The 14,013-nt window shown below is 62.1% G+C and carries 12 protein-coding genes; 7 read left to right on the plus strand and 5 right to left on the minus strand.

Annotation, left to right across the window (positions count from 1 at the left end):
* Nucleotides 1-12: 12 nt before the first annotated feature.
* The gene (locus AC5STB_RS18305) at nucleotides 13-2,103 is read left to right on the plus strand and encodes a dipeptide ABC transporter ATP-binding protein (protein WP_495444215.1); all 2,091 of its coding nucleotides are present in this window, start codon (nucleotides 13-15) and stop codon (nucleotides 2,101-2,103) included.
* Between the two features lie 57 nt (nucleotides 2,104-2,160).
* Here AC5STB_RS18305 and AC5STB_RS18310 read toward each other — a convergent pair whose 3' ends face one another.
* The 3 genes from AC5STB_RS18310 to AC5STB_RS18320 form a co-directional block, all read right to left on the minus strand.
* Nucleotides 2,161-3,582, minus strand: coding sequence for a tetratricopeptide repeat-containing sulfotransferase family protein (locus tag AC5STB_RS18310; protein ID WP_495444216.1), 1,422 nt, complete (start codon nucleotides 3,580-3,582; stop codon nucleotides 2,161-2,163).
* A 154-nt stretch (nucleotides 3,583-3,736) separates the two neighbouring features.
* Nucleotides 3,737-4,111 (minus strand): hypothetical protein, encoded by a 375-nt coding sequence (locus AC5STB_RS18315; protein ID WP_495444217.1) that lies wholly within the window; start codon nucleotides 4,109-4,111, stop codon nucleotides 3,737-3,739.
* Nucleotides 4,112-4,229: 118 nt separating this feature from the next.
* On the minus strand, nucleotides 4,230-4,814 hold the full coding sequence (locus AC5STB_RS18320; protein WP_495444218.1) for a lytic transglycosylase domain-containing protein: 585 nt from the start codon (nucleotides 4,812-4,814) through the stop codon (nucleotides 4,230-4,232).
* A gap of 233 nt (nucleotides 4,815-5,047) precedes the next feature.
* On the opposite strand from AC5STB_RS18320, the gene ssb reads away from it, so the two are divergent.
* A complete protein-coding gene (ssb, locus tag AC5STB_RS18325; RefSeq protein ID WP_495444219.1) occupies nucleotides 5,048-5,566 on the plus strand; it encodes a single-stranded DNA-binding protein in 519 nt (172 codons plus the stop codon).
* A 390-nt stretch (nucleotides 5,567-5,956) separates the two neighbouring features.
* Nucleotides 5,957-8,158 carry a methyl-accepting chemotaxis protein gene (locus tag AC5STB_RS18330; protein ID WP_495444220.1) on the plus strand — a complete coding sequence of 734 codons (2,202 nt, stop codon included), beginning with the start codon at nucleotides 5,957-5,959 and terminating at the stop codon, nucleotides 8,156-8,158.
* Nucleotides 8,159-8,239: 81 nt separating this feature from the next.
* On the opposite strand, the gene aroB is transcribed toward AC5STB_RS18330, so the two are convergent.
* Both aroB and AC5STB_RS18340 read right to left on the minus strand, forming a co-directional pair.
* On the minus strand, nucleotides 8,240-9,346 hold the full coding sequence (gene aroB / locus AC5STB_RS18335; RefSeq protein WP_495444221.1) for a 3-dehydroquinate synthase: 1,107 nt from the start codon (nucleotides 9,344-9,346) through the stop codon (nucleotides 8,240-8,242).
* Complete coding sequence (locus AC5STB_RS18340) at nucleotides 9,346-9,936, minus strand: shikimate kinase (protein WP_495444222.1); 591 nt, start codon at nucleotides 9,934-9,936, stop codon at nucleotides 9,346-9,348. The genes aroB and AC5STB_RS18340 overlap by 1 nt, the downstream gene beginning before the upstream one ends.
* Nucleotides 9,937-10,017: 81 nt before the next feature.
* On the opposite strand from AC5STB_RS18340, the gene AC5STB_RS18345 reads away from it, so the two are divergent.
* The 4 genes from AC5STB_RS18345 to AC5STB_RS18360 all read left to right on the plus strand — a co-directional run bounded on the left by AC5STB_RS18345 (nucleotide 10,018) and on the right by AC5STB_RS18360 (nucleotide 14,005).
* Nucleotides 10,018-10,167 (plus strand): hypothetical protein, encoded by a 150-nt coding sequence (locus AC5STB_RS18345; RefSeq protein ID WP_222475458.1) that lies wholly within the window; start codon nucleotides 10,018-10,020, stop codon nucleotides 10,165-10,167.
* Nucleotides 10,157-11,674, plus strand: a complete 1,518-nt coding sequence (locus tag AC5STB_RS18350; RefSeq protein ID WP_495444223.1) for a hypothetical protein — start codon at nucleotides 10,157-10,159, stop codon at nucleotides 11,672-11,674. The genes AC5STB_RS18345 and AC5STB_RS18350 overlap by 11 nt, the downstream gene beginning before the upstream one ends.
* Before the next feature lies 1 nt (nucleotide 11,675).
* Nucleotides 11,676-12,617, plus strand: a complete 942-nt coding sequence (locus AC5STB_RS18355) for a site-specific tyrosine recombinase XerD (protein ID WP_495444224.1) — start codon at nucleotides 11,676-11,678, stop codon at nucleotides 12,615-12,617.
* A 77-nt stretch (nucleotides 12,618-12,694) separates the two neighbouring features.
* Nucleotides 12,695-14,005: an HlyC/CorC family transporter gene (locus AC5STB_RS18360; protein WP_495444225.1), complete on the plus strand. Its 1,311-nt coding sequence runs from the start codon at nucleotides 12,695-12,697 to the stop codon at nucleotides 14,003-14,005.
* Nucleotides 14,006-14,013 lie beyond the last annotated feature (8 nt).

Here is a 14,013-nt window from a genome sequence, read left to right on the forward strand (position 1 = left end):
GGAGAATAGAATATGAACAAACTGGCAGAATACGACGGCCCGATCCTGGAGATTAACAAGCTGTCAATCTCCTTCTTCACCCGCCTGCGTGAAATCCCCGCTGTGATGGACTTCTCGGTGGCCGTGCAACCGGGCGAGGCGGTCGGCCTTGTCGGGGAATCCGGCTGCGGCAAATCCACAGTCGCCCTCGGCGTCATGCAGGACCTGGGCAAGAACGGCCGCGTAGTCGGCGGCACCATCAAGTTCAAGGGCCGCGACCTGGCGGAAATAAGCAAGGAAGAACTGCGCGACATTCGCGGCAATGAGATCGCGATGATCTATCAGGAGCCGATGGCCTCGCTCAATCCGGCGATGAAGATCGGCAAGCAGCTGATGGAAGTGCCGATGATCCACGAGGGCGTGAGCGAAAAGGAGGCCTATGCCCGGGCGCTGGAAGTGGTGAGCGACGTGCGCTTGCCCGACCCGGAACGGATGCTGAACTCCTTCCCGCATCAGCTGTCGGGCGGCCAGCAGCAGCGGATCGTGATTGCGATGGCGCTGATGTCGAAACCGTCGCTGCTGATCCTTGACGAGCCGACAACCGCGCTCGATGTGACGGTTGAGGCCGCGGTGGTTGAGCTGGTCAAGGACTTGGGCAAGAAGTACGGCACCTCGATGCTGTTCATTTCGCACAACCTCGGCCTGGTTCTGGAAACCTGCGACCGTCTCTGTGTGATGTACTCGGGCGAGGCGGTTGAACGCGGCTCGATCCATGATGTGTTTGATGAAATGCAGCACCCCTATACCCAGGCGCTGTTCCGCTCGATTCCGCTGCCGGGGGCTGACAAAAACTCGCGCCCGCTGGTGGCGATCCCGGGTAATTTTCCGCTGCCCCACGAACGCCCGCCCGGCTGCAATTTCGGCCCGCGCTGCGACTATTTCGAGGCAGGCCGCTGCGATCAGGATATGGTCATCCCGATGAGCCCCGTGCATGGCAATGACCGGCACGAAACCCGATGTCTGAAATTCCAGGAAATCGACTGGAATGCTCCGATCACGCTTGGCGAGCAGAAGGAAAAGACCGCGCCCGGCAAGGTGATCCTGAAAATGGAAAACCTAAAAAAATACTACGAGGTGGCCGCCAACGCCCTGTTCGGCGGCGGCGACACCAAGGTGGTGAAGGCCAATGAAACCCTCAGTTTCGAAGCCCGGGAATCCGAAACCCTGGCCATCGTCGGCGAGTCGGGCTGCGGCAAGTCGACCTTCGCCAAGGTGCTGATGGGGCTGGAAACCGCCACCGAGGGTCAGATCCTGCTCGACAACCGCAACATCGAGCAGATCCCGATCGAGGAACGCGACACCAAGACCGTCTCCGACGTGCAGATGGTGTTTCAGAACCCGTTTGACACGCTGAACCCGTCCATGACGGTGGGGCGCCAGATCATGCGGGCGCTGGAGATCTTCGGCATTGGCAATTCCGAGGCCGAGCGCCGCAAGAAGATGCTGGAGCTTTTGGACCTGGTGAAGCTGCCCCGCGCCTTTGCCGACCGCATGCCGCGGCAGCTGTCCGGCGGCCAGAAGCAGCGTGTGGGCATCGCCCGCGCCTTTGCCGGCGGCGCCCGCATCGTGGTGGCGGACGAACCTGTCTCGGCGCTCGACGTGTCGGTGCAGGCGGCTGTGACCGACCTGCTGATGGAGATCCAGCGCAACGAGAAGACCACGCTTCTGTTCATCTCCCACGATCTGTCGATCGTACGCTACCTCAGCGACCGGGTGATGGTGATGTACCTCGGCCATGTGGTGGAGCTGGGCGATACCGATCAGGTGTTTGCGCCGCCGTACCACCCCTACACCGAGGCGCTGCTCAGCGCGGTGCCGATTGCCGACACTTCGGTCGAGAAAGAGCACATCGTGCTGGAGGGCGACATTCCCTCGGCGATGAACCCGCCCCCGGGCTGCCCGTTCCAGACCCGCTGCCGCTGGAAATCAGAAGTGCCGGGCGGCCTGTGCGAGAAGGAGGTTCCGCCGGTGCGCACACTGGACGGTGGCCACCAGATCAAGTGCCACCTGAGCGACGAGGTGCTGGAGCGCATGAAGCCAGTGATCAAGGTCGCGGCAGAGTAAGAATATCCCTTACACGAATTAAGGGCCGGGAACTCCCCGGCCCTTTCTTTTTCGCTGCTAGCTGCCGTGCAGCGTGTTGTCCCAATCTTCCCAGTCAGATAGCCATTCATCGCCGCCCAAGGCTTCCTTCAGCGGCTCCAGTTCTGCGGCATAGGGTTTCCACTTATCCAGCGCGCCCTTGTTGATTTTCTGACGGACTTGAACAAGCGATGCGGTGACCACCGCCTTGCTGGACTTTTCGGGAGACAGGCAGCTGTCTTCCCATTCCAGCCCCGCGTGCTCCAGCAGCCGGGCGATTTGCGCCTGCGGGTCGCTGACCAATGCGCGATAGGATTGGGCCTTGAACTGGCTGCCAATCTTGATCTCATAGTCCCAGGCGGACTCGTATACCAGCCGGGTCATCCCGCCCAGCCAATCCAATCGCCGTGTAAACGCATTCCCCCCCGCAAAATCAGCCATTAGATTGGACAGGCCAGTATCCAATGGATGGCGGGACATGAAAACAAACCGCGCGTCCGGCAGAAGATGCTGTGCCAGCCCCAGAGCAAGGCAATTGAGCGGCATCTTGTCGACAATCACCGGTGCCCCTGATGGCAGATTCTGGAACGCGTTCTGGAAATAGAGCTTGCGGAATGCCTCGCGTTCTTGCGGGTCCAGCATGCCCGCCCAGTCCCAGTATCCCTGCCCCAGTCCGCGCGACATACAATGTGCGCGGACCGAATACAGTGTGTGCTTCAGTGCTTCGCTTTCGCCAATGCTGCCGACCTGGCTATGCTGCAGCAGAATGTTCTCCGCCAAAGTGGTTCCGCTTCGCGGAAGGCCGCAAACAAAGATGACGCGCGGCTCTTCTGTATCCGACCGTTCATGACACAAGGGCTGGAACAGCTGTTTCTGATCCTGGACGCGCGCTTGGGCTGCCTCTGCATTGAACTCCCCAGGGCTCAGTTTCTTGGAGTTCAGGAAGTAATTGAATGCCTGCGCAGGCCTGCCAGCCTTGGCCTCGATATGTCCCAGCGCATTCAGCACCATCCGCTGGTCTTTGGCCGCCAGCCTGGGATCACCCGAAAGCTCCTCCAGACGCTGTGCCATGCTGCTCTGCGCTGAAAACGGTTCCAGCCTGCAGAGCGAAACCAGCGCGTTGACGTTCCTTGGGTCAAGATCCAATGCGCGCTTCAGGTCATTGACGGCCTGCTCTATCTGCCCGCTGGTCTGGCGCATTGCAGCAAGCCTGGTCCACGCCACTGCCACATGCGGCCAGTTGCCGGTAAAGACCTCCATTAAAGAGATCGCCGTTGCAGCGTCCCCCAGCGCATGAAAACAATTCGCTGAGCGTTCCAGAACAGCTGGATCCATCGAGCCGCTTTTCAGAACCGGCAGCAAAATCTGCAGAGCCTGGGCAAACTGGCCCGTATTCATCAGCTCTGCTGCAGCGCCGGCTGCGCTTTGCAACTGATCTTTCGCAACCGTTGACTGTTCCATGAATTTTCCAAATCAGCAGAATTTGGACAAACAATGGAACACTTGACTGAAAAAGCCGTAAACACTGACGCCCGCGCAGGCGCTATACACGTATGCTCACCCACCAGCGGCAAGCGGGTTTCGCAGTCCTCAGTGTTTCTGCAGGCGACCTCTTTCAGCTCAGCAGCAGAACCACGATCATCAGAAGGTTCATCAAGGAAAACTGCATCAGGCGCGGCGCCCTTTTGCCGCGAAATGCAGCCAGCATCGCAACCGCCAAAGACACGGCCAGCCCGGCCAGCGCCAGCCCGCCACCGACCAGACCTGCCAGACCCGCATCCGGCCCCCAGGGAACGCCCGGCAGGAACATGCCCTTGAGCCCTACGCCGATCAGAATGCCTGTGATGGCGGCAGCCATGATCAGCACCGCGCCGCCCGGTTGCCGCGGCAGACGGCCCGCCAGCACGCTGTCGATCATCTGGCGGGTCGGCACGGCGCTAGGTTGCCAGTCGATCCGTTCCAGCCGTTCGTCGAAGCCATTGATATACAATACATTCCCTCCAGAAGCTGGAGGGAGATTCACGAAAAATTAAGGCAAATGCTTGGCACTTAGGCGGAGTTAACGGGGCATTAAGGGTTCTTACCCCCAGGTTAACCGGACAGTGGTCTCAGCTGCCCCAGATCTTCTTGACGTAATTCTGAGTTTCGCGGTACGGCGGCACGCCCCCGTATTTCTTCACCGCATCCGGACCCGCGTTGTAGGCCGCCAGCGCCAGACGCCAGGAACCGAATTTGCGGAACTGCCGGGCAAGGTAGCGCGCGCCGCCTTCCAGGTTTTGCTTAGGCTCAGCCGGGTTGACCCCCAGCGCCCGCGCCGTCGCCGGCATCAGCTGCGCCAGCCCCAGCGCGCCTTTATGCGATTTGGCATTCGGGTTCCAGTTGCTCTCTTGCTGCACCAACCGCAGGAACAGCTCCTCCGGCACCCCATGCTGGCGCGCGGCATCCCGCGCCATCTGCAAATACTGACCCCGGTACTTGCCGCTGTAAGGCAGGGTGCCGCCAGCGGACGGTATACTGAAGGTCTTGGGCTGCAGCCGGACCGAGTTCTTGTACTGCGTCGCGGCACGGCCATCCAGCACCCTTGTATGGGCTGCAAACAGGTCCCGCCGGTTCTTGGTGCTTAGGCTTTCGGCGGCCACAGGCTGCCCTGCCCCGACCACGGCAATAACCAATCCCGCAACGGCTTTGCGCATTTCCGCTGTCCCGACACTATCCCACTTTGCGCGAATATAACGAATGCCGAACAAATTTAAAGCATCACAGGCTCAAGCTGCCGTCATTGGCGCGCAAACAACCGTAAAACCATCCCCAGAGAGCTGCTTTCCACACCCTGCCCGGGTCTATAGTGTGCATGGAAATCAGCACAGACGGATTCGCAACCGTACGCTGCTGGACAAGGCAATCAAGAAACAAAGGACCCAATCCTATGGCCGGCTCACTCAACAAAGTCATGCTCATCGGCAACCTGGGCCGCGACCCCGAGGTGCGCAGCTTCCAGAACGGAGGCAAGGTATGCAACCTGCGCATTGCCACCTCTGAAACCTGGAAAGACCGCAACACAGGCGAGCGCCGCGAGAAAACCGAGTGGCACTCCGTCGCTGTCTTCAGCGAAGGCCTGGTCCGCGTGTGCGAACAGTACCTGCGGAAGGGCTCCAAGGTCTACATCGAAGGCCAGCTGCAAACCCGCAAGTGGCAGGACCAAAACGGCCAGGACCGGTATTCGACCGAGGTCGTCCTTCAGGGCTTCGGCTCCACCCTGACCATGCTGGACGGCCGCGGTGAAGGCGGCGGCGGTGGCGGCGGCCAAAGCGGCGGCAGCTACGGCGGCGGCAACCAGGGTGGCGGCTACGGCGGCGGGTACGACAGCGGATCGCAAGGCGGCGGTGGCGGCAGCTTCGGCGGCGGGGCCTCCCACAACATAGACGACGACGAAATTCCGTTCTGAGCCTGACCGGCCGAATCACAGGACCCTGACAGTCTTCAGCAAAAGCCCTCTGGCCCTGCGGCCGGAGGGCTTTTGCACTTTAACGCTGGTTTTTCGCTGCCTTTGCGAAGGCTTTGGAAGCTCATGAACCGGCGGTGTTTTGCCCTGCCGCTTTTGCACTTCCACGCTGCAGCCTGATGCGCGCGCGCCTCGGTGGATCAGAGATTTCATATTATTTTCAATGAATTGCGCGTCATAGACACGAACCCATGTTCGTAGCATCCATGGCACCAGACGCCGAAAGATCTTTTTCGGGAAAAACGGCCCGCCCGCTCCGACTAGGCGAAAATTAAGACATATCGCAGATGCTGAATGGATATGTCGTCAAAAGGTACATCAAGGATTTGGAATATGGGTATGCGATTTCTGCAGCATCTCTCGATCAAAACTAAGATCGGAATGCTTCTGGCGGCTCCGCTGCTTCTTAGCCTTTGGTTCATCGGGCAAACCCTGCTCGACCTGCAACGAAAGGCTCAGGCGGATACAGTCCTCGCCGGTGAGGTGCTGGAACATATGAGCAGCCTGGTCCACAATCTGCAGCTTGAACGCGGTCTGAGCGCAAGCTACCTTGAGAGCGCCTCCAGCGCCCCTCCTGAAGATCTGGTCAAGGTGCGGCAGGCGAACGATGCCAAGATGGCTGCCTATCTTGAAGAAATCAGCCTCATCGATCTGGCGGCCTTGCCGTCCGAATCCGAAGAGGCAATTCAATTTGCCAAGTCGGAACTGGCGCGCAAGAAGGACATCCGCCAGAAGATCGACACGCATTCCCTTAAGCTGAAGGCCCTGATCGACTATTACACCGACCTGAACGCGGCCCTGATCCAAACAGGCCTGGCGATGGCCAAAGGAATTGACGATCCCCTGATCTCGCAGGAGGCCGTGGCGCTTTCTTTCTTCATGCGCGCGATTGACGCCGCGGGGCTGGAGCGGGCGGCAGGCTTGGTGGGTTTCAAACACGGCTGGAAACCCGAGGACCGCGAAGCCTTTGTTGCGGATCATGAACTGCTCAAGGAACGCCTGCGCGCTTTCAAGGATTTTGCAACCGCTGAGGACAGGGACGCAGTCAAGAGCCTGTTCAGCGATCCTGTCATGAAGGCATTCGATGCAATGCGTGAATCGATTCTGCACAGTACAGACGGCAAAGGCGTAACGGCTGAGGAATGGTTTGCTGCGGCAACCCAGGCAATCGAGGTGCTGCAGAAAAAGGAAATGCTTCTGATTGAGCATCTGGAGCGCGACATGGCCGCCTTTGACGCGCAGAACAAGCTGCTGCTGACGGAAATGGCCATCTTTGCCGCCGTCATGATTGGGCTGGTTCTGCTGCTCAGCCTGGTGATTGCCCGCGACATGACCCAGGGGCTGTCGGTCCTGAACGTGGCACTGAAGAAGCTCGGCTCGGGCGAAACCGACGTTGAAGTTCCCGGCGCAACCCGCCGCGACGAGGTTGGCGAAGTGGCCCGCAACGTTGTTGATCTGCGCACCGTCACCCAGCGCAAGCAAGAAGAGCGGATGCTGGAAGAGAAAGAGCGTCAGGAGGAGATCCTGACGGTGACAGGCCGCATCGGCAGCGCCCTTTCAGATTTGCAGAACAAGCGGCTGGATAATCCGATCAAGGAACATTTCCCATCGGAGTTCAAATCAATCCGGATGGACTTCAACGACTCGTTGAATGCGCTCAGCGCTGCCGTATCCGCAATTGCGGAACTCACCAGCAGCGTCGACGAAAGCACCAAGTCCATCGCCGAGGCATCGATGGACCTGGCCCACCGCACCGAGGAAGAATCTGCAACGCTGGAGAAAACCACCAACGCGATGGGCGAACTGACCGGCAATGTGCAGCGGTCCGCGGAAAACGCTGGCCGCGCCGAGCAACTGGCAGACAGCGCCCAGAACGGTGTCAAATCCTGCGATGAGGTCGTGAAGGACACCATCACAGCGATGGACAAGCTGCAGGAGTCCTCGCACGAGATCTCCCAGATCACCAAGGTGATTCAGGACATCGCCTTCCAGACCAACCTGCTGGCGCTGAACGCCGGAGTGGAAGCTGCCCGCGCGGGCGAAGCAGGGCGCGGTTTCGCGGTTGTCGCCTCAGAGGTGCGGATGCTGGCGCAGCGCTGCGCCGATGCGGTTCAGCAGATCGACGAACTGACCGCCCGCAGCTCTGAACAAGTCAAGAACGGCGCAGCCCTGGTGGACCAGGCCGGCCAGGCCATGTCCGCCGTAAACCAGCAAGTCGGTGAGATTTCCTCTCTGGTGGTTGAGATTGCCGGCAACATGAAAGAACAGTCGGCGCAAATGAGCGACGTCAACACCGCCGTGGGCGAGCTGGAGATGATGGCTCAGCAAAACGCCGCCATGGCCGAGCAGACCACTGCGGCGACCACCTCCTTGTCGGATCAGGCGCAGGAACTGCGGGAACAGGTAACGCAATTCACCATTGGCCAGGCTTCCGGTTCCCAGCCTGCACCCGCAGCGCATCCGCCGTCAGGCATGGATTTCGATGACGCTGGGGATGACTGGGACCAGGATTTCGGCAGCAGCAACGCCGCCTGATCCCGCCCTGTCCTTGGCAAAAAGATAAAAAGGCAGCCTCAGCGGCTGCCTTTTATTGTCTGTCCGCGGCCTGGCCCCGGTTCAGGCGCCTGCGCTGCGCAGGACCTCCAGCACGGCCTCTGGCGGCACGTCGCCGGTCACAAAAGCCTCACCAATGCCGCGCGCCAGAATGAACCGCAGCTGGCCGGCCACCACCTTTTTGTCCTGGCCCATCAGGTCCAGCAGCGCCTCTGCCCCGGGCAGGTCGCCCGGAATATCGGCCAGGTCGGTTTTCATTCCCATCGCCTTCAGATGCGCCCGCACCCGGCTGGGATCCTCCTGCGCGCACAGGCCAAGCTTGGACGACAGCTCAAACGCCAGCGCACAGCCAATGGCCACCCCTTCGCCATGCAGCAGACGGTCCGAATAACCTGTCGCCGCCTCCAGCGCGTGGCAAAAGGTATGACCCAGATTAAGCAGCGCGCGGTCGCCCTGCTCCGTCTCGTCGCGCACCACGATGTCGGCCTTCATCTGTACCGAGCGCGCCACGGCCTCAACCCGCGCCGCCACATCGCCTTCGGCCAGCGCAGGACCGTTCTGTTCCAGCCAGGTGAAAAATTCGGCATCGCCCAGCAGGCCGTATTTCACCACTTCGCCATAGCCGGACAGGAAATCGCGCGCGGTCAGGGTCTCCAGCACCGAGGTGTCGGCCAGCACCAGCGAGGGCTGGTGGAAGGCGCCGATCAGGTTCTTGCCCTGCGGCGCATTGATACCGGTCTTGCCGCCCACAGAACTGTCGACCTGCGCCAGCAGCGAGGTCGGGATTTGCACGAACCGCACGCCGCGCCGCAGCACCGCGGCGGCAAAGCCCGCAAGGTCGCCGATCACCCCGCCGCCGAAGGCAACCACCACATCGCCCCGCTCAACCTTCTGCTCCAGCAGCCATTCCACCGACCGGGTGAACTGCGGCCAGCCCTTGGTCGACTCTCCCGGCGGCAGCGCCAGCGCGGTCATCTCCAGACCCGCAGCCGCCAGACCGGCGCGCAAGCTTTCCAGGTGTTTCTCCGCCACGGTCTCATCCGTCAGCACCGCCACCTGCGGCCGTTTCAGCAGCGGCTTGATCCGCTCCCCCGCTTGCGCCAGCAGGCCGGGGCCGATCACCACATCATAGGCGCGTTCGCCCAGGGGCACATGAACCGTGCGCTCCATCACTTCCACTCCAATACATCGGGGCGCGCTTGCAAGGCTTCCAGCACGCGGTCCACCATGGTTTCAATCGAGGCCTGCCCGTCCGAGACAACCGACACATCGGCCTTGGCATACAGCGGCACCCGCTGGTGATACAGGTTGCTGAGTGTCGCACGCGGATCGGCGGTGCGCAGCAGCGGCCGGGTGTCCCGGTGCCGCACCCGGTTCCACAGCACCTCGAGGTCGGCATTCAGCCAGACAGAAGCCCCCTTGGCGGTGATCACCTGCCGGTTCTCCTCCGCCAGAAAGGCCCCGCCGCCGGTCGACAGAACACCGCGTTCCTCTTCCAGCAGCCGGGCAATCACCTGGCTTTCCTTCTGGCGGAAGAAGGGCTCGCCATCGCGGGCGAAAATCTCCGGAATGGTCATATTGGCAGCGGCTTCGATCTCGTGGTCGCTATCCAGAAACGGCGCATTCAGGCGGGCCGCCAGCGCACGTCCAACGGCGGTCTTGCCGGCCCCCATCATGCCCACCATCACGATGGTCTTCTTCAATTTCCCCGGCACCGGCGCTGCTGCCTTCTGGCCGCTGATTTGCTCTTTTTCGCTCATTCTTCAGTGAATGACGTGATCTTGCCGAAAAGGGAATATATAACTTGAGCAAAAGAGCAGGAAACAGGCATTGGATGCACTATGGGGCGATTGATTAAGTACTTGGTATACTTGGTAGTTCTGGCTGCAATCGGGCTGGTGGGCTACGCATACGTCGGTCCTTGGTTCGGTGCCGATTTCAGCGCGCCCAGCACCGAGGTGCGCAAGCCGGTGGTGCTGAATGCGGATTAAGGCGGCTGCCGCCGGGGTGATGCTGGCAGGCAGTGCGCTTGCCAATGAGCCGCTGGCGGCAATTGACTGGCTTAGCCAGCCGCAACCCAGAACCGGACTGCCCGGCACCGTGCTGCTGGAGCCGCCTGTTACAGGCACCGCGGCGCTGCCGCGGGTGTCCGTCACTCCGCTGGAGGCGCTGCTGCCGCCTATCGGGCTGGTCCCGGCTGCTGCCACTGGCCTGCCCGCAGATCTTTGGCGCGGCAGCGCGACGGATGACATCACCCATCTGATCGAAACCGTGCCGGTGCGCGGCAGCCCGGCAATGCAGGCGCTGCTGTTCACCCTGCTGCTGTCGGAAACCCGCCCGCCGGCGGCCACCGGCGACCGGATTCTGCTGGCCCGGCTGGACCGGCTGCTGGCGCTGGGGGCAACGGACCCCTCGCAGGCACTGGCAGAGCAAGCCGGCCCCACGCTCAGCAAAGACCGCTTTCTCCGCTGGTTCGACGCCACTCTGCTCACCGGCAGCGAAGACGCCTCCTGCGCGACGCTTACGGCTTCGCCGCATCTGTCAGACAGTTATGCCGCCCGGATCTTCTGCGCGGCGCGGCGCGGCGATTGGCCAACCGCAGCGCTGATGCTGGAAACCGCACATGCGCTGGAGTTGTTGCCCAAGGACCAGATGGATCTGCTCGACCGGTTCCTGAACCCGGACCTGTTTGAACTGGCACCGCCTCTGCGCCGCCCTTCGAACCCGGATCCGCTGACCTTCCGGCTGTTTGAAACCATTGGCGAAACTATGCCTACCGCGCCGCTGCCGCCGGCCTTTGCCGCTGCCGACCTGCGCGACATCGCCGGCTGGAAGGCGCAGCTGGAAGCAGCAGAGCGGCTGGCCCGCGCCGGAGCGCTCAACCCGAACCAATACCTTGGCCTGTTCAGCGCCCGTAAACCTGCCGCCTCAGGTGGAATCTGGGACCGGGTCGCAGCGGTGCAGCAGCTGGAAAGCGACTTGAACTCCGGCAGCCCAGACTCCATCGCCCAATCCCTGCCAAGGGCCTGGGAAGCGATGCAGGAAGCAGGCACTGAGACCGTTTTTGCCGACATCTTCGCCGAGCCGCTGACGCGGGCCAAGCTCACTGGCCCGGCGGCGGCATTGGCCTGGCGCATCCGCCTGCTGTCTCCGGCCTATGAGCTGGCAGCCCATGACGCCCAGGCATCCGACGCAGCCGATCACTTCCTGGCGGCACTGGCCCAGGGCCGCCCTGGCGAGGCAGCCGCCCCGTCACCGCTGGCAGACGCCATTGCACTGGGGTTTGCGGCAGAAACCGCAGCACCCGCCGCCATCCGCCAGCTCTTGGACAACGGCCAGCTGGGCGAAGCAATCCTGCGCAGCATGGTGCTGTTTGCCCAGGGGGCCGACGGCAATCTCGGTGACCTCACCGCAGCTCTGGCCGCCTTCCGCGCCGTCGGACTGGAGGACACGGCCCGCCGCGCCTCCCTGCAGCTGATGCTGCTGGAGCGCGGCTGACATGGCCGCACCGCGCGACAATTTCCAGTGGATCTCCACTTTCCTTGACGCCCAGGCGGCTGAAACCGGCGCCTCGCAGAACACGCTGCTGGCCTACGGCCGAGATCTCAAGGACCTGACCGCCTGGCTGGAGCACCGCAGGCTCAGCTTCCTCGCCGCAGCCCAGGACGACATCGAGGCCTATTTGATTGATTGCGACGCCCAGGGCCTGGCCCGCTCCACCCGCGCCCGGCGGCTTTCGGCGGTCAAGCAGATCTACCGTTTCGCGTTTGAGGAAGGCTGGCGCGAAGACAATCCAGCCATCCAGATCCGCGGCCCCGGCCGGGATAAGCGGCTGCCGAAGACCCTTGAGGTGATCGAGGTTGACCGCCTGCTGGACGCTGCCCGCAAGACCGGCCGCAGCGATGCTGACCGGCTGCGCAACACCTGCCTGATGGAGCTGCTCTATGCGACCGGCATGCGGGTGACCGAACTCGTCTCGCTGCCCGTCTCTGCGGCCCGCGGCGATCCCAGGATGCTCTTGATCCTGGGCAAGGGCGGCAAGGAGCGCATGGTGCCGCTGTCACCGCCTGCGCGCGAAGCGTTGGCACAATGGCTGCTGGTCCGCGATGAGGCCGAGGCCGAACGCGAGGCCAAGGGCCACCCGCCCTCCCGCTTCCTGTTCCCGTCGCGCGGCAAGTCCGGCCACCTGACCCGGCACCGTTTCTATCTGCTGATCAAGGAACTGGCGGTGACCGGCGGCATTTCCCCGGACAAGGTGACGCCGCACACCCTGCGCCATGCCTTTGCCACCCATCTCCTGGCAAATGGCGCCGATCTGCGGGCGATCCAGGCCCTGCTCGGCCACGCCGACATCGCCACAACAGAGATCTACACCCATGTGCTGGACGCGCGGCTGCAGGAACTGGTGCTGGAACACCACCCGCTGGCCAAGCGCAGCTGACGGCAGTGCTTGAAGCGGCGGGGCTAAGACCCCATAAATACAGCCAACAATAAACAGCCCGGACATCTGACCTCCTCATGGACACTGCCTCCACCGTACTCGACAGCGCCTTCTGGACCACTGCCGGGGCCATCGTGCTGCTTCTCGTCTTTTCCGGCTTCTTTTCGGGCTCGGAAACGGCGCTGACCGCCGCGTCCCGCGGCAAGCTGCGCGCCCAGGCCGACAAGGGCTCCCGCGGCGCTCAGCGCGCGCTGTTCATTACTGAAGACAACGAGCGCCTGATCGGTTCGGTCCTGCTGGGGAACAACGTGGTCAACATTCTCGCAGCGTCGCTCGCCACCGCACTGTTCACCAGGCTCTTCGGCGAAGGCGGCGTCGCAATGGCGACCCTGGTAATGACCATGCTGGTGCTGGTCTTTGCCGAAGTTCTGCCCAAAACCTACGCCATATCCAACGCTGAGAAGGCCGCCTCGGCGGTGTCGGCTCCTATCAGTTTCCTCGTCATGATCCTGTCGCCGATCGTGGGCGCGGTGCGGCTGTTCGTGCGCGGCGTGCTGCGCGTCTTCGGTGTGCAGATCGACCCGGACAGCCACATTATGGCGGTGCGCGAGGAAATCGCGGGCGCCCTGCAGCTGGGCCACTCCGAAGGCGTCGTCGAAAAGGAAGACCGCGACCGCATCCTGGGCGCGCTCGATCTCTCCGACCGCTTTGTCGAGGAAATCATGCTGCACCGTTCGAACATCGAAATGATCGACGCGGACGCAGAGCCAGAGACCATTTTGGAACAATGCCTGCACAGCCAGCACACCCGCCTGCCCGTATTCCGCGGCGAGCAGGAGAACATCATCGGCGTGGTCCACGCCAAGGATCTGTTCCGGGCAATGTACGAGCAGGCCGGCGGCGCCGGTGCCGATACCGGCCGTCTGCAATCCTTCGATGTCGCCGAGGTGGCCAAGGCCCCCTATTTCGTGCCTGAAACCACCACCCTGGACGAACAGATGCGGCAGTTTCTTCGCATGCGCTCCCACTTCGCGCTGGTGGTGGATGAATACGGCGCCCTGCAGGGATTGATCACCCTGGAGGATATCTTGGAAGAAATCGTTGGCGAGATCACCGACGAGTTCGATCCGGCAGAGGAGAGTGTTGCCAAGAAGACCGCTGACGGCTCCTATCTGGTCGAAGGTTCCACTACCATCCGCGACCTGAACCGGGCCATTGAATGGAACTTGCCGGATGATGAGGCCAACACCGTTGCGGGCCTGGTGATCCACGAGGCGCAGATGATCCCCGTCAAGGGCCAGGTGTTCTCCTTCCACGGCTTCCGGTTTGAGGTGACGGCACGCGAAGGCAACCGCGTGACTGAGCTTAAAATCCGGCCCCTGTCTTGACCGTCATG

This window comes from Leisingera sp. CC-HEC093, from assembly GCF_059429195.1.

Coding starts and splice junctions, on each gene's coding strand:
- AC5STB_RS18305 (WP_495444215.1), top strand. CDS start 13: ATGAACAAACTGGCAGAATACGACGGCCCGATCCTGGAGATTAACAAG.
- AC5STB_RS18310 (WP_495444216.1), bottom strand. CDS start 3,582: ATGGAACAGTCAACGGTTGCGAAAGATCAGTTGCAAAGCGCAGCCGGC.
- AC5STB_RS18320 (WP_495444218.1), bottom strand. CDS start 4,814: ATGCGCAAAGCCGTTGCGGGATTGGTTATTGCCGTGGTCGGGGCAGGG.
- ssb (WP_495444219.1), top strand. CDS start 5,048: ATGGCCGGCTCACTCAACAAAGTCATGCTCATCGGCAACCTGGGCCGC.
- AC5STB_RS18330 (WP_495444220.1), top strand. CDS start 5,957: ATGGGTATGCGATTTCTGCAGCATCTCTCGATCAAAACTAAGATCGGA.
- aroB (WP_495444221.1), bottom strand. CDS start 9,346: ATGGAGCGCACGGTTCATGTGCCCCTGGGCGAACGCGCCTATGATGTG.
- AC5STB_RS18340 (WP_495444222.1), bottom strand. CDS start 9,936: ATGAGCGAAAAAGAGCAAATCAGCGGCCAGAAGGCAGCAGCGCCGGTG.
- AC5STB_RS18345 (WP_222475458.1), top strand. CDS start 10,018: ATGGGGCGATTGATTAAGTACTTGGTATACTTGGTAGTTCTGGCTGCA.
- AC5STB_RS18350 (WP_495444223.1), top strand. CDS start 10,157: ATGCGGATTAAGGCGGCTGCCGCCGGGGTGATGCTGGCAGGCAGTGCG.
- AC5STB_RS18355 (WP_495444224.1), top strand. CDS start 11,676: ATGGCCGCACCGCGCGACAATTTCCAGTGGATCTCCACTTTCCTTGAC.
- AC5STB_RS18360 (WP_495444225.1), top strand. CDS start 12,695: ATGGACACTGCCTCCACCGTACTCGACAGCGCCTTCTGGACCACTGCC.